General features: G+C 43.7%; 13 protein-coding genes. 10 read left to right on the plus strand and 3 right to left on the minus strand.

The features are described from left to right. Nucleotides 1–47 precede the first annotated feature (47 nt). On the minus strand, nt 48–2,036 hold the full coding sequence (locus tag PMI05_RS21065) for a serine hydrolase (RefSeq protein WP_007726027.1): 1,989 nt from the start codon (nt 2,034–2,036) through the stop codon (nt 48–50). A 272-nt stretch (nt 2,037–2,308) separates the two neighbouring features. Between PMI05_RS21065 and PMI05_RS21070 the strand changes: the two genes are divergently transcribed. The 8 genes from PMI05_RS21070 (at nt 2,309) to PMI05_RS21105 (ending at nt 12,715) form a co-directional block, all read left to right on the plus strand. Next, entirely contained in the window at nt 2,309–2,896 is a 588-nt protein-coding gene (locus PMI05_RS21070; protein ID WP_007726028.1) for a sensor domain-containing protein, read from the plus strand. 4 nt (nt 2,897–2,900) lie between these two features. Then, nucleotides 2,901–4,700, plus strand: a complete 1,800-nt coding sequence (locus PMI05_RS21075) for a hybrid sensor histidine kinase/response regulator transcription factor (protein WP_007726029.1) — start codon at nt 2,901–2,903, stop codon at nt 4,698–4,700. A 210-nt stretch (nt 4,701–4,910) separates the two neighbouring features. Further along, a complete protein-coding gene (locus PMI05_RS21080; RefSeq protein WP_007726030.1) occupies nt 4,911–7,598 on the plus strand; it encodes an S-layer homology domain-containing protein in 2,688 nt (895 codons plus the stop codon). A 98-nt stretch (nt 7,599–7,696) separates the two neighbouring features. Then, nucleotides 7,697–8,218: an SUKH-4 family immunity protein gene (locus PMI05_RS21085; RefSeq protein WP_007726031.1), complete on the plus strand. Its 522-nt coding sequence runs from the start codon at nt 7,697–7,699 to the stop codon at nt 8,216–8,218. A 115-nt stretch (nt 8,219–8,333) separates the two neighbouring features. Then, a complete protein-coding gene (locus PMI05_RS21090) occupies nt 8,334–8,957 on the plus strand; it encodes a hypothetical protein (RefSeq protein ID WP_007726039.1) in 624 nt (207 codons plus the stop codon). A gap of 433 nt (nt 8,958–9,390) precedes the next feature. Continuing rightward, nucleotides 9,391–9,975 carry a hypothetical protein gene (locus PMI05_RS21095; protein ID WP_007726041.1) on the plus strand — a complete coding sequence of 195 codons (585 nt, stop codon included), beginning with the start codon at nt 9,391–9,393 and terminating at the stop codon, nt 9,973–9,975. 17 nt (nt 9,976–9,992) lie between these two features. Continuing rightward, complete coding sequence (locus PMI05_RS21100; protein ID WP_238543338.1) at nt 9,993–10,889, plus strand: nucleotidyl transferase AbiEii/AbiGii toxin family protein; 897 nt, start codon at nt 9,993–9,995, stop codon at nt 10,887–10,889. A 209-nt stretch (nt 10,890–11,098) separates the two neighbouring features. Further along, nucleotides 11,099–12,715, plus strand: coding sequence for a GMC family oxidoreductase (locus PMI05_RS21105; RefSeq protein ID WP_007726045.1), 1,617 nt, complete (start codon nt 11,099–11,101; stop codon nt 12,713–12,715). A gap of 180 nt (nt 12,716–12,895) precedes the next feature. Here the strand turns inward: PMI05_RS21105 and PMI05_RS21110 are convergent, their stop codons facing one another. After that, nucleotides 12,896–13,327, minus strand: a complete 432-nt coding sequence (locus tag PMI05_RS21110; RefSeq protein WP_007726047.1) for a DUF1259 domain-containing protein — start codon at nt 13,325–13,327, stop codon at nt 12,896–12,898. 52 nt (nt 13,328–13,379) lie between these two features. Continuing rightward, entirely contained in the window at nt 13,380–13,805 is a 426-nt protein-coding gene (locus tag PMI05_RS21115; protein ID WP_007726049.1) for a DUF1259 domain-containing protein, read from the minus strand. Nucleotides 13,806–14,004: 199 nt separating this feature from the next. Here PMI05_RS21115 and PMI05_RS21120 point away from each other — a divergent pair, with 199 nt between their 5' ends. Together PMI05_RS21120 and PMI05_RS21125 are read left to right on the plus strand one after the other, a co-directional pair. After that, a complete protein-coding gene (locus PMI05_RS21120; RefSeq protein ID WP_007726051.1) occupies nt 14,005–14,421 on the plus strand; it encodes a hypothetical protein in 417 nt (138 codons plus the stop codon). A gap of 170 nt (nt 14,422–14,591) precedes the next feature. Then, nucleotides 14,592–15,044, plus strand: a complete 453-nt coding sequence (locus PMI05_RS21125; RefSeq protein WP_007726053.1) for a Dps family protein — start codon at nt 14,592–14,594, stop codon at nt 15,042–15,044. The last annotated feature ends 144 nt before the right edge of the window (nt 15,045–15,188 follow it).

Raw genomic sequence — 15,188 nt, forward strand, 5'->3', positions numbered from 1 at the left:
GGTATACAACAAGTCCCTACTTTATCCCAAAAAGAGGAAAAGGATGCTTATCGTTTAATCGGCAATGAATAGTAACCAAATGCTAAGTCAAGCAAGGCACTGGCTTCTTGACGCTTCAGTAAATCTTTTGCGCGGAATGTGAAAGAGCCATCTGCGTTTACCTTCGTGTCAGGATCGACGATGCCTTGTGAAACGAGAGCAGTGATCGCATCTTTTGCCCATGTGTCGGCTGTGTCTTGCAGCGTCACTTTGCTGGTTGAAACAGGTTCAAGCTGCTTTAAATTTTGGATCATGGCAGCAGCGACTTGTCTTGTGATTGGTGCCGATGGGTTCAAATTAGGGATGCCCGCGGCCAATTGCTGTCTAAGCCCGTCTTCACTCCCGGCCATTACGTAATGGCCTTCTGCTTTGATCAGGGCGTCAGCAAATTCGCCTTGTGTCATGGTCCCTGTAGGATCAAATTTACTTCCTGATTTCGCTCCCATAATGGAAAAGGCGCTGAGGTTGTTGATATGGGTCTTATAGCTGCTAGTGTTAGGGACGTCTGAGTATGTCTTTTCCATTTCCATTTTTTGTGAATCGGCAACAAGGCTAATGCCTTTTGGCGTTGTATGATAGAAGTATTTGATGTTACCGTTTTTGTCTTCCTTGAACGCGACTTTTTCGCCTGCCTCATCTACAAATAGCAATGGGCGAATCATTCGCAGCTTTTGTTTTCCGTTTTCCTTACCCTCAAGCACGAGTGATCCATTCTCATAGGTAATAGAAGTGCGTGTCCAATAGGCACGCGTATTTTGATACAGCCCGAAATATTTTTGCGCATCCGCTTCACTCAAGGGCAAGTAAACAGGCTCAGCTTTTTTTTCTGTTTCTGGGAAATAATGATCCATGAATTCTTTGTAAATATCAGCGCTAACCATTGTATCATTGTTGTAGGACATGAAAAAGCCGGTTTTATGTTCCGGGATTAATACCATCAGGGAAGAATGGCCTGGCATGTTTCCGCCCTTCAAAACAACGTGCTGACCATTTGTATACTCTGGAAAATAGTTTTCAAAGCCTACGGTTGTGATCGGGATGTCATCCGCGAAAATCTGGTGCGTATGCATCAATTCCATGCTTTTCTGGCTGACGATTTCCTTGCCGTCAAATTTTCCGTTTTGCAGCTGCATGATCATGTACTTTGCCATGTCTTCTGCTGTTGATATAATGCTTCCCTGCGGACCATCAGTTGGAGCGTGTCCTTCTAGCGGACGTGGCTCGCCATTAAGATCGTAATTGGCAGCCATTCTCTTCATGAGCTCAGGCTTCAAACGTACACTGGTCGAGTTCATTCCGAGAGGCTTGAACACTTTTTCATCCATATACTGGGCAAAGGGGATTCCACTTGCTTTTTCCACGGCGTAGCCAGCGAGTAAGAATCCTGTATTATCATACGTATAGGCTTCGCCAGGTGGTCGGATGATGACCGGCGTGTGCTTTGAAAGGAATTCATCCATAGAGATGTCCTGCCCGATGTATTGTGGACCGGTAAAGGTAGTTTCGTCAGGAAATGCGAAGCCGGGTGCGTAGGTGAGCAAGTCGTACATACTGACCGGTTTTCCTGTCTTATTCGGAATTTTTAGCCCACCGAGATATTCCTCTATATTGCCATGCAGGTCAATTTTACCCGCATCGACTTGCTGCATGGCAGCCAAGGCGGTAAAGGTTTTCGATACAGAGGCAATTTGGAAGACCGTGTCTTTATCAACAGGGATTTTCTTTTCCTTGTCAGCAAAGCCGTAGCCTTTGTTCACGATGACTTTGCCATCACGGACGACAACAAAGCTGGAACCAGCCACATTATATTCTTTCATTTTCTCTGCAAACAGTGGATCGAAAAACGCTTCTATTTCTTTGGCATCCACCGGTCCTTGGGCAGCAATGGAAGCAGTATGAGTGGATTCAACAGCACCGAGCGACTGTGTGCATGCGGTAATCAAGGTTGTGGAGAGAAGAAAAACGACGAGACTCATTTTTTGTATCACTTTTTTCATGTGCGATTCTCCTTTTTGGGTTGGCAACACCGTTTGACGCACCGACTCTGAGAGTGAGCGCTTGAGCACAGTATGGCAAAGCTCGCGTCATACTCGGTAGTTACTTTCTGTCATCACTTTTCCGACTGACAAAATGATTTTGATGAAATGACATGACTTAGCCTGTTATATGACATTTTGGCACTGGCTCATGTGACGCGCAGCGGATTACGGTAAGGGCAGACCGTCATCAGTGTGTCGGAAAAAGTATAGATAGGAGAGAATTAACTTAGATGAAAAGAGCGATTATGCGTAACGTTCAAAATGTTATCTTTTTGCTGTATACATTTGTTTCGGGGGTATTTTATCTGTGTTTTTACATGGTCAGTATCGTGCTTGGCTTGGGCTTGTCATTTACCGTAGTGGGAATTCCATTGCTTACCAATGTGTTGCGTACAACCCAAACCTTTGTCCAGCATGAACGTATTCAGACGAAAATTTATACGGATATTTCGATAGAGCCTTTGGAAACGAGACAAAGAGCAGAGGGAAATCAATGGATGCAGGCAAAGGCGGAATTAATGAATGTGAAAAATTGGATTTCGGTTTATTGGCTGATGCAAAAATTTGTCATAGGCTGTATCTCTCTGGTGATCGGAGTGCTCATCTACATTGCCCCCATATGTTTTGTGGTCACACCGTTGCTCTATCCTTATTTGGAGTTAACTTTTTTCGAGATCCGGGTGGATTCAGATCTGATGGCATTGCAAATTATGAGTTTAGGATTCATACTCATGATCGGGTGCTCCATGATTGGGAACGGACTGGTACAATTAATTGGAGGGTATACCCGCTTGATGTTCAAAGCAATTAGGAGATGATGGTTTGTTAGATATCGTAAAACAATGGGCCTGGTATGACTGGGTGATGCTTTTTTTACGTTTGCTTATTTGCTTTTTTCTCACCGTTACGACCGCACAATATGTAGATTCTCTTACTCTACCCTTATGGATTGTTATTTTATGGGAAGTTATGGTTTTTTCCGTCCCGTGGATTTGTTTACTGCTGAACTATCGTTACTACCTGATTGCAGAAATGCTCATGTTTGGCGGATTATCGATTTATCTCACGTCTATGTTTCCGGAGGCGTACCTTACTTTTTTGATGCCAGCTTTTTTGATTGCCGCCAATAGTGCGGAGAAATCATATCGCTGGTCGGCTCCCATTACGATTGTTTTCATCCCACTGCTGATTATGTTTTTTTCGCGGAAAATTGAATTGCTCCAGATATTCCCGCAAGTAGGGCTTGCTTATGTGGTGGGGTTTGCCTTTCATTTGCTTATCGTCAATCATCGGCAAAATGAAATTATTCGCAAGCAAAACAGTGTGCTGGAGCAGTACCTCACCCAAATCGAGAGAGTGACGCTGCTGGAAGAGCGGGACCGGCTCTCCAAGGATCTGCATGATACGATGGGGCATTCCTATGTCTCGATCATCATGGGGATGGAAACCTTGCGTCAGGATGTGGTGTCGCAGGAAGGGACGCAAAAGCTCGACTCTCTCCTGAAGCTTGCGCGAAACGGCATGAAGGAAGTGAGAGGGTACTTGCATCAGATGGGGTCACCGCAAGAAACGCTTCCCTTGGTTCATTCGCTGAGGCAGCTTGCGGAGGAGTTTCAGACACATGCAAAGGTGAATGTGCGGTTTCGTGCGATTGGAGAAGAGTATCCTGTTGGTAAGCAGGTGAAAATGACCTTATTTCGCTGCTTGCAGGAATCTTTGACGAATGCTGTACGCCACGGGCAGGCTACGGACATCGTCGTTTCCTTGCATTTTGAGCAACAACAGACGAGGCTTGAGGTACAGGATAACGGTCACGGGGTGGAAAATTGGGAGGATGGCTTCGGGATCACGGCAATGAAAGAGAGAGCCGCTCATTTGCAAGGAAGAGTATCCGTATACTCAGAGCGAGGAGAAGGAACGCTCGTTACTTGTTTTGTGCCGAGGCTGATGGAGAGCGCCGATGAGATCATTCGTTTGTTTATCGTCGATGATCACTCGTTTATTCGGGATAGCTTGCGCACCATACTCGAGGGACAGCGGGACCTGCGGGTAGTCGGGACGGCCGAAGATGGGGCGCAGGCTGTGGAGCTGTGCGAGGAGCTAGAACCAGACCTAGTGCTGATGGACTTGGAAATGCCGAATATGGACGGGATCACTGCGACTAAACGAATCAAGGAAAAATGGCCTGGCATTCGTGTCCTTGTCCTATCTACGTTTCAGGATACGGAAAAAGCCAAGGAAATCATGCGTAGTGGTGCAGACGGTTATCTCTTGAAATCGATTGAATCACGCGAGCTTGCGGAAACGATTCGCCTGGTCCATCGCGGTGGAACGATGATTGCACAGGACCTGTTTCATAAAATGCTGGATGAACAGCCGGTAAACGAACAGGAAGATTTGCTCATTGCACCCGAAAAAGACGAGAATTCTTATGGGTTAACGAAGCGGGAGCAGGAGATTTTGCAGATGCTTTCCCAAGGTATGCGCTATAAAACGATCGCTTCCAAGCTGTATTTGTCAGACGGGACTGTTCGTAACTATGCGTCTGCTCTGTATGACAAGCTCGGAGTGCGGAATCGGGAAGACGCGGTACAAAAAGGGAAACGAGAAGGACTTCTGTAACATAGGATTAGCCAGGGAGAGTAGGCCCTGGTTTTTTGCTTTTCCGGACCTTTTCATGCGGCCCGACAAGCCCACCACCATATTCTGCTTCAATTAGGTAGTTGATTGTAAATATTTCTTGTTCTGTTAATATAAAGCGTAGTGCAAATTATGGTAATTAGAGAGACAGAGCAACTAGACTATCGAGGAGATTTTTGGTGGAGGACAACAATGAAACGATTGATGGCAGCATTGTTAAGCCTTGTGTTAATCCTGACGGCCCAATTTAATACGGTACAAGCCAATGGGAATGACACAAGAGTTGATTACGAACAGCAATATACACGTATCGGGGAGGATTACCACATCCTTAACGATAATGTGCTACTGTCGAAAAAAGATGGAACCGTATGGACTTGGTACATCTATGGACATCCTCTTAGTTCTTCAGATCCATTCTATAAAGCCAAGAAGATGCAAATTCCGGGCTTGCAGAATGTGAAGGAGATGACAGTCAAAAGGAAGTCGGCCCGGGGTAACTATATTGTTAACTACGCGGCCCTAAAAAATGACGGAACGGTGTGGTATTGGGACGCCGCCCCCGGCACCACTCTTGAAACGAGTACGACTAGTGCTCCGAAGCAAATCAAAGATTTGAAAAATGTAACGTCACTAGTCGCGAATTATAATAGTGCCTACAAGGTCTTGTTCGTACTAAAATCAGATGGTTCCGTATGGAGTTTGGGAAGTGAAATAGGTACCACGAAGGGGGCCACACCCGTTCCGGTCCGAACAAAGCTGCTAGATGATGTCATATCCATTAAAATGGCTGCCGGCATCGTATTCGCTGTGAAAAAGGACGGTACGATTTGGAGATGGAAGGCAAATTCGTATCTGCCGAATAACCGCTCGAAAAACACAAGTCCAGAGCAGATGAACGGATTTGCTAATATCGTCAAGATAGAGCCGGGCATTTCTACCAGCTATGCTTATATGAAAGATGGCACTGTCTTGTCTTGGCCAACTGCTGACACGAAAAAATATCCTTTGTATTTACATGCAGCAAAAGACGCGCGAACGATCGTGCAATTTGACTCCATAAGAGATCGGAATATCGATAAAACGTATGCCTTCCGAGAAGACGATCAGCTTTGGTCAGTGGACAACAACGATAAAGTTTTCCCAGAGCTTACGGACATCGCTTCTATATACCAAAATGACTATTCCCCACAAAATAGGTATTACTATGTATTAAAAAAGGATCAGACTTTGTGGGCTTGGGCAGATTCGATTGCCTTGCCGAAGCTAGTTGTTTTCACAGATGAAACGGTAGCTCGTAATCGTTCAGAGAAAGCAGACAAACCAACTGACAATCGCTCTGGAACAACTGCCCAGCCAGTGATACGAACTACACCGGAAATGAGTCTCTATCCGTATGTCACGATGCTGCAACCTGGGAACAAACAATTCATTGCGGTAAATAATCTGCTTCCCGGGACAAAAATGACGTACACCATTGACGATCCGAGCATAGGAACCTTATCGAATGTGAATGGTACACAGGTCGTAAAAGCGAACAAACCCGGGCAGACCATTGTGCGGGCAACTGCAAGCAGAGCTGGTTCTCCGGACGTGACCGCTTACTTTTTGTTGTACGTCGTCGACAGTAATAGGCTGTCCGAGACATATTACACTGCCGTCCAGTCGGTTCCTGTCGCTGATAGACAGCGTCCGTGTATTGTGGAGGGACTGACCCAAGCAGGAGAGCTAGTTATTACAGCCGCAAGCAGCGAAAAGCCAGAGCTTGTTGACGGCCAACTCGTCATCACGCCCGAGTTAATTGACCGCGTAGCTGACAATGCGCGAAAGGCTAAGACTGCGGTGGAGCAGACGCTATCGGAAAACAACATTGCCCTTGCTAGAGAGTTGGTCGTAAATGGGGAAGTTTTGTCTTTGCCTGAACAAAAAGGTTTTACAGTCAAACTTTATAAGGATAGCTTCACGAATCGTAAGGATGTCGACTATCTTACCGTCCATGCGGGGGATGCGAAACTGACGTTTAACCTTGCGACTGTAAATCGCCTGTTCCATTCGCTCCCGGTTATCGTTATTCGCTTGGTCGAAAACAATAACGGCGGATATCACGTACAATTTTTAGATGAACAAGGGCAGGAGCTTTCGAACGTATCTAGCAACATCGGGCTCATTCTGCCTGCAAATCAGGCGGACGCGACACATCATAGCGTGTTCTATACGAATGGGAAAGTAACGCAACCTATCGGAGGGAAGTTCAATCCGTACAATAACGGCATGGAAGCCGAAATAAACAGTTCGGGTACTTATTTCGTGGACGGTAATACCAAAACGTTCCCTGATGTTGACAATCGGGATCCTGAGTTACAGCAAGCCGTACAGTTTCTGGGATCGAAAGGAATCGTAACAGGGAAAGAAGATGGCAACTTTGAGCCCGATTCACCGCTTACCCGTGCAGAGTTCACGGCGATGCTGGTAAGAGCTTTTTACGCTTTGGATGAAACAGCGACGGAGAGCTTTTCAGACGTGAATCCGCCGCAATGGCATGTTCCATTTATCGCGTCATCCGAAAAAAAGGATATCGTCAAAGGTTATCCGGATGGCACGTTTAGGCCGGATCATACCATATCCCGAGAAGAAATGGCTGCGATTGGTGCAAGATCATTACATGAAAAGAAAAATTATCATTACCCTTCGAATACGGGGGACTACTTGAGTCAATTCACAGACCAACACACGATTTCCGATTGGGCGAAACCAACGATGGCTTTGGCTGTGAAGCAGCGCTTGATCGATGTTCCTGCTGATAAACAGATTAGAGCTGGCGAGGCGGTCACTCGCGGGGAAGCTGTCCGAATGCTATATCGACTATATTTGCAGCTTTGATACTGTTAATAACGCGATAAACTTTTTAAGGCTCATTTCAACCTGACTATAGGGAGGAATGAGCTTTTAAAATAATGGAGAACAGGAGGAGTGAGAGCATGGACTTTGATATTCGAGAGATCCGCGATTATTATGACACTGAAGTGCAAAATTATGATTACAATGAATTAATAAGCCTTGGCATTAGTCATGATAATGCTGACTTTATGGTTAGTATTGGAGTGCCAGAGGAATATAATGATTTTGTATTCTATGGAACGGATACTATTCAAAAAACGTTAATGGAAGGCGTACAATTTATTACGATCGGTCATTATGCGTGCTTCGGTATACATAATTCGTATGGACTGTACGTAAAAGAAGGTAGCGATGGTCTTTTCACTACTTCCTCCCTTCATGAACCTCAACTTTATATGCTGAATAAAAACGTAAGAACATTTTTCTTGTTCCATTTAATAAAAAATGAAGTGGCAATGAAAATGAGACTACAAGGTGAATACACTTCATATCAATACGCGTGTGAGCTGCGTAGGTTATTTGAACAAATCGATCCTGCACCAATGAAGGATGCTGAAAGTTACTGGTCACATCTGGTAGAAGACTATGAAACTGGGTTATAAAACAGGGCTGAAATTTGACAGGCATTTTCAAAAAGTTGTATATTAAACTACCAAATGTAACCCCTATATACATAAACAATTCTTCTATCAAAACTCCACGAGGAGGAATGACACGATGGAAATGTCTATCACAAGAGGACTCTCAGAATTAAAATTACTCGATAAAAGAATCCAAAAAGGAATCAACGAAACGACTTTCATGTCTTCGGCCATTGGACATAAGCCAGTATCTGGCTATACTTCAACAGAACTCTATGAGGAAACAACAGAGCGCAACTACCAATCCATCATTGATCTAATAAAAAGAAGACAAAAAATTAAGTCACTGATCGTCGAGTCCAACGCAAAGACGATGGTAACGATTAGCGACAAGAGAATGACAGTGGCAGAAGCAATCGAGCGAAAAACGTCCATTCAATACGAGAAATCATTGCTGGAGAAAATGAGAAGAGATTACAACCACGCTGTCACGCAGGTTGAAGAGAAAAATGAAGAAGTACAGCTGCGATTGGAAAAGCTGCTCGAAGCGAACTTTGGCAAAGACTCCAAGGTGAAGGATACGGAAATGGAAGCGATCTCCAAACCATTTAAAGAGCAAAATGAAGCGAAGCTCGTAGACCCATTGAAGTTGAAAGAAAAAATGGATACGCTTAGTAAAGAAATCGATGAGTTTGAGTGTGAAGTCGATTTTATTTTAAGCGAATCCAATACCATTACGAAAATTAATCTTGTGGATTAACAGTGTGATTTGCTAATCATTTGAATAGCTGATAAACGAGAGTCCTTTGCCTAGTGGGTTAACTAGGCCATCCTAAAATTATTTGGCGAATATGAGGATGAAAGCTCAAAGATGAGAGCTCAGCTTTCAAATCTTACGTGTCAAAGCTCTTTAGGCTCAAAGGTCAGCACTTAGGCTTTAAGACTCGATGAAATCTTGGGGCATTGGTCCATAAAAGTACACTCTCTGGACTTTTCAGCAACCACCAAGCTAAATGGTTAGCAACTAGGACTTATTCGAAGTAGAGATATGTTGAGAGAAGATTCTCAGCGTACCTCTACTTTTTTATTTTTTAAACGAAACGGTTAATAGATAGAAAAGATATGTCGATACAAATAGGAAGAAAAGGAAATAAATTGATTGCGCAATACAAGGAACGTCAGGGAGTGAAGTAATGGAATTTGAGTTTCATGTTACCTTCAACGATCTACAACTTGATGAAAAGGAAGCTTTTATCGATCTCTGCCAATCGCAACAAGTAAAACCGGTCATGATCGTCTTGGATCAGGGAAATTACATCAATCAACCGATGATAACAGGAGTAATCAAACGACCAGGTTTTCATGAAGCCAATAAAGAGATGGAAAAGATTGCAGCTACGTTTCAAAACAACGGTTTTACCATCGTCCGAAAAAAAGTAGAGATTTCTCCAAAGGAAGAAACGTATTTTCACCAGCCCATCCTAAAAAATTCGAAGCCTTACTTCGAATGGCATGGCAAAGTACAGGTCGATGATGTCGCCGCCCTACGAAATTACTGTGAAGGTCATGGTGGACATATTTCGAGAAACTCTTTGAATGCGAATGGAAAAGTGAGATTTATCACCGTCCGAGAATATGAGAGCCCGAAACAGTTTTACGATCGAGTAGAAATGATACATACCATTTTGCAAGCAAATCAGATTGGGCTAATCAAAGAACAATATGAACTATGTATTTATGACAGCCGCGAAGAACTGGACAGCGGCTGGATTTCCTAATTTTTAGATGGAGGATCATGATGATTACGTATGATGATGTAGCAGAGTTGGAATATGAGGAGAGAGAGCTCGTTGTTTTGGAAGCGCTATTGAGAAGAATTGCTCTAGTGAATATGCCCTTTGTATTAAAAGGCAGCCTTTTAACCAGACAATATTTGGACAACCGAGAGATTCGGGACGCGGATGATATCGACTTATTGTATGCGGGAAAAATCAGGGACGTCGAACATGCACATGAAGTATTTACTCAATGGATGATTCAAGTAACCGAAATGGATCTGAACGACGGCGTCGTGTTTAGAAGTTTTCGAAAGAATGCATTTTGGAGATATATCGACTACGCTATGGCAGATGATTTTCCGACGATCAATACGGATATTGCCTATTATTTCAAAGGTCAAACAAGGGAAGCGGATGACTATAACGAGCTTAATCTGGATATTTCGTTTAACTTGGAAATGGATGCAGAACCGGTTCCGCTAGAGTACCAACCTGCCTTCGGGGAAAGCTTTTTGGTTCCGTACACTGTGCCCCTGTCCATCCAGGTTGCTTGGAAGCTGCATCAAACGATTGTCAGGCCGAGGTTTAAAGACTTGTACGATTTGAAATTTTTACTCTCTCACCCGTCCTATGACAACGATGCGCTCAAGGAAACATTACAGGCGCTCGTGAACGAATGCAGTATCGATCCATCCATTAAAAAAGCGGATATGAAAAAGGTGCTGGTCGATGATTTACAGCACATATACGATTCATTATCCTACGATTACGACTTGAGAAAATATGCGGGCAGCATGGATCGTGGCCTTTATTTTACCCAGTTTGTCAGTGAGTTGCGTAAAAAGATGGATTTTGCCGGGATTAATGGGTATGTGTTTGAAAGTTTACCGAGTCCAACACAGAAAAAATTGTAACAGCATCGTAAGTGAATTAGGCTTATTCCATCTATCGTGGTAGAAGGAATGAGTTTTTTTATGGGATACAAGGTTAATAATGAGATTGGTCAGAAACATTCACCATCATCATTCATGAATAATACCCTACATTAACCCAATTTCTTTAGAGCAAATGTGTCTTTCGAGTCAATGGGATGATCCAAACTGTACATGTAGGGGAGTAGCGAATGAGCGAAGGTAAACAGAAAGATAAGAAAATCATTTTTGACTACATCGTTGTAGGCACCGGTCCTGCAGGTTCTGTTATTGCAAAGAAACTAACGGACGATAAAAAAACATCCGTTCTCGTCTTGGAAGCAGGAGAAAATAATGATAGGGACACGCCAATTAGCAACTCAACGTTTGCCTTAGAGCTTGAGGAGCTGTATCTTCCTCAATATTTTTGGCAAGGAGAAGGAGTACCCCAGGAAAAAGTAAATGAACGAAGTTTTGAATGGACGACGGGGCGATTATTGGGTGGAGGCACTTCTATTAACACACAGCAGTATGTAAGACCTACGTCAGCAGTTTTTCAACATTGGGAGAAGCTGCTGGGACCTCTTTGGTCACCAAAGAATGCAACTCGAAGTTTCCGAAAAATGGAAAATTACAATGGAAAGACAAACAATAAAGAGGTTCATGGTTATAAGGGATTGATCGACATTCGACAAGCACCTGAAAATCCAACACCAATGTCCAAAAAGTTAGTGTCAGCCATCGAGAAAGCAACAGGATTTCGAAAAATTCTCGATTACAATGACCCGAAAACTCCCCTTGGACCCTTTATGCGTTGGCAATTATTTCAGCAACCCAATGGACGGCGAGAAAGTGCGTCCACCGCTTTTCTATCATCAGATATCATGACTACTGCTGGTCAAGGAGTCAATGGTCGAAAGCTGCAAGTTTTCTTTAAATCAACAGCTCTTCGGGTATTATTTAAGAATAAGCGAGCAATTGGCGTAGAATTTCTCAAAGAGGGTAAACGCGTGCGAGCCTACACTCGGAGAAAAGTAATTATCTCAGCAGGCATCAATAGTTCTCAGCTTTTAATGCTTTCTGGAATCGGTCCCGCCAAAATGCTTAAGGACGCAGGAATCCCAATTGTTTTCGCCAACCCCCACGTAGGCAAAAACCTTAGAAACCACACGCTCAACTTTGCTGAGTTTAGTGCCAATCCGAAAGATAACCCATTGCCTGATGATGATCCAAATGCGCTTTTTACAGGTGGGGCCTTTTTGCCAGATCCCACTCCAGGCTCAAACAAAACTCGTCGTGCAGTCCAACTGATTGGAATCGGCTCAAAAGGGAAACTGATGATAGCTATCCTTTTCCTAAAACCAAAAAGCCGTGGTTCCATAAAAATACAAAGCAATGATCCGTTGAAAATTGTGCTGGCTGATGAAGGATATCTCAATAATCCCGCAGATCTTGAAGCAGTTAAAAACTGCTATAAGGTATATATCAAGAAGATAGCCGCACAATTAACCGCGATCGATCGATCGTACCGGCTTATTTCACCAACTCTAGACATCATCAATAATAATCGCAAGCTTGAAGAATTCATCAAAAATAATTTTGACCATAATCATCATGAACAAGGTGCCCTTCGCATGGCGCCTCTTAGCAAGGGGGGAGTGGTGGATAGTCAAGGTCAAGTCCATGGAGTAAAAGACTTAATTGTTGCTGATGATTCGATTATTCCATTCACGGTGGATGGCAATACGTCTGCACCAGCCTACCTTATTGGAAATACAATTGCGCAGCAGCTCTTGAAACAAAACTCGCGAGATAATAAGAAAAGGTGAAATTAGTAATGAAAATAGTAATATCCCGTGAATCCGCAATTGTACGGAGATTCAGGGGATATTATTCATGGATTGCCGTTGTACGAAATCTCGGGTTTTTGGTTTGAAGCTGTAGCGGCGGTCTAGGACGATATTACCACGTCTTTAGCTGTCACTGTTTTCTGTTATCAATACCAATGATTAGCCCAAAAAGGCAATAGAACGCTTCACTTTTCTGGCGAATTCAATGGGATTATCAATCGACTCCCAATGAATATACATAAGACGCGGGTTGTCAAAGAGCCAGTGATTATGGACTGCTGTTACCTTTATCCCGTTTTTGCGAAGGTTTGACAACAAACGGTTTACTTGGTTTTGGAAGAGAGCCGTTTCCCCTAAACATAGTGCACGCCCTGAACTGTTCAAGGATTCGAATGAGAACAATTGATAGCGGACCAATGGGGATGTGGTTCTTCTGCCTAATATGGACGCATTGAATATTCTATTTCTGGAGACGAAACAAACGGGACCTCTTGTAATTTCATGCTCTGTTCCACCTAAAATGGCTGAAAATCGGTTACACAGTCTTCTAAACTGGGGACTTGCCTTTGCTTTTGCCTTTACTTTGCCCATATCCGTCATCCTTTCGATTATGATGAAATGAAAACTTCATGGCTCCACCATGTTAACCCAGGAATGCGATGGACTCTTTGGTTTTCCTGGCGAATACGATAGGATTCTCTATCGCTTCCCAATGCATATACATTAAGCGCGGGTTTTCTTTTAGCCAGTGGTTGTGAAGTGCTGTCACTTTAATCCCACGTTTGCGGAGATTTGACATCAAGCGGTTCACCTGATTTTGGTGAACGGCAGTCTCACCCAAACAAAGGGCACGACCCGACCTATCAAGGGATTCAAACGAAAACATTTGAGCTCGAACTAAAGGGGAAAGCGTTCGTCTTCCCAAGATTGTTTCTCGCAGATTTGCAAGGCGCATGACAAAACAAACCGGCCCATTTTCAATTTCTGACTCGCCCCCTAATATTCTTCCAAATCGGGTACAGAGCCTTTTGAACCGTGGGCTAACCTTCGCTTTTGCTTTATTCGCCATAGTAATCCTCCTTTTGTCAATCTCGAAATATCTTATGATTGACAGAAAAAAGGGAAATGAGTAATTGGTGGTTTTTTACGTGAAAAAGACACAGATTTCATTCTAGGTCCTAGTTGTTCAAGGGATTGGCTTTGGCACAGATATAGGAGGCTTTACATTTTAGAGTGACAAATTTGAATATTGAATGGAGGTGACCAGCATGTACAAAGAATTAGATGTTTTCATAACAGGCTGCCAAAATACCGTTGATTATTGGTATGACTATGGCTGCATAATAGCGTCTGACATGCTAGTGAAGTTCAGTCAAAAGGATTGGGAAGACCTGTCCAGTCATGTGCTGATGAAACCGTTAGAATGGCAGCGAAAACTTGCGTACTGTTTGGACAGTTCTTGTAACGAGCATGAGCTGAATATTCTACTATCGTTGCTGGATACGGGTGATGAAGAACTTTTCGTGATCTGTGTAGATACGTTGAGAAGCTATACGACTCTTGAAGGGAAACAAATGATACGTGACAATCCTGCCATACTCGTTCGTATAAATGAATTACTTCCCAGAGCTGGCGTTGCGACTAGAAGAGTATTAGAGGATTTTCTTGTGAAAATACATGGCTAAGTTGAATATTTGGAAGGGTATCTTTCCCTGGTTCGTTATAAATACGCGGAGCTTGTTGAATAAGTAGTACGTTATCAAAAATTAGATGCGCTCTGTACATGAAAAGAATAGAAACGACCGATTCACCACATACTACAAACGATTTATACCATGAGAGGTGGAGCGTCCGGATGAGTATGACAATGAGTCGGCCCGTGACCGACGTACTTAATAAACAGGTGGCTAACTGGTCTGTGCTGTATATGAAGCTGCATCATTATCACTGGTTTGTCAAAGGCCCGAATTTTTTTACCTTGCATGAAAAATTCGAGGAGCTATATAACGAGGCAGCCAAAAATGTGGATGAGCTGGCGGAGCGGCTGTTAACGGTTGGGGGCAAGCCTGTTTCGACGTTGAAGGCTTGTATGGAGCAGGCTTCCATAAAGGAAGCGACAGGTGGAGAGTCTGCGGATCAAATGGTAGAGGCAGTGGTGAGCGATTTTACACTTCTGATCAAGGAGCTCAAAGAAGGTATTACAGCCGCGGAAGCAGGGGACGATGAAGCGACTGGCGATATGTTCTTGGGGATCATGGACAGCTTGCAAAAGCATGTGTGGATGCTGCAAGCTCACTTGGGAAAATAACTAGAAATTCTTTTGCAAGCAAAGCTGATGCCATGGGGTATCAGCTTTTTTCCTATGTGCTCATGAAGGCAAAAGTGCAGGGCTGGTCTGATTTGGGACAACCCCCTTGTTCCCAAGAGAGACATGCTGGTGTAAACTAACCTT

This window comes from Brevibacillus sp. BC25, assembly GCF_000282075.1.
Classification (GTDB): Bacteria; Bacillota; Bacilli; order Brevibacillales; family Brevibacillaceae; genus Brevibacillus.

Coding starts and splice junctions, on each gene's coding strand:
- PMI05_RS21065 (WP_007726027.1), bottom strand. CDS start 2,036: ATGAAAAAAGTGATACAAAAAATGAGTCTCGTCGTTTTTCTTCTCTCC.
- PMI05_RS21070 (WP_007726028.1), top strand. CDS start 2,309: ATGAAAAGAGCGATTATGCGTAACGTTCAAAATGTTATCTTTTTGCTG.
- PMI05_RS21080 (WP_007726030.1), top strand. CDS start 4,911: ATGAAACGATTGATGGCAGCATTGTTAAGCCTTGTGTTAATCCTGACG.
- PMI05_RS21085 (WP_007726031.1), top strand. CDS start 7,697: ATGGACTTTGATATTCGAGAGATCCGCGATTATTATGACACTGAAGTG.
- PMI05_RS21090 (WP_007726039.1), top strand. CDS start 8,334: ATGGAAATGTCTATCACAAGAGGACTCTCAGAATTAAAATTACTCGAT.
- PMI05_RS21095 (WP_007726041.1), top strand. CDS start 9,391: ATGGAATTTGAGTTTCATGTTACCTTCAACGATCTACAACTTGATGAA.
- PMI05_RS21100 (WP_238543338.1), top strand. CDS start 9,993: ATGATGATTACGTATGATGATGTAGCAGAGTTGGAATATGAGGAGAGA.
- PMI05_RS21105 (WP_007726045.1), top strand. CDS start 11,099: ATGAGCGAAGGTAAACAGAAAGATAAGAAAATCATTTTTGACTACATC.
- PMI05_RS21110 (WP_007726047.1), bottom strand. CDS start 13,327: ATGGGCAAAGTAAAGGCAAAAGCAAAGGCAAGTCCCCAGTTTAGAAGA.
- PMI05_RS21115 (WP_007726049.1), bottom strand. CDS start 13,805: ATGGCGAATAAAGCAAAAGCGAAGGTTAGCCCACGGTTCAAAAGGCTC.
- PMI05_RS21120 (WP_007726051.1), top strand. CDS start 14,005: ATGTACAAAGAATTAGATGTTTTCATAACAGGCTGCCAAAATACCGTT.
- PMI05_RS21125 (WP_007726053.1), top strand. CDS start 14,592: ATGAGTATGACAATGAGTCGGCCCGTGACCGACGTACTTAATAAACAG.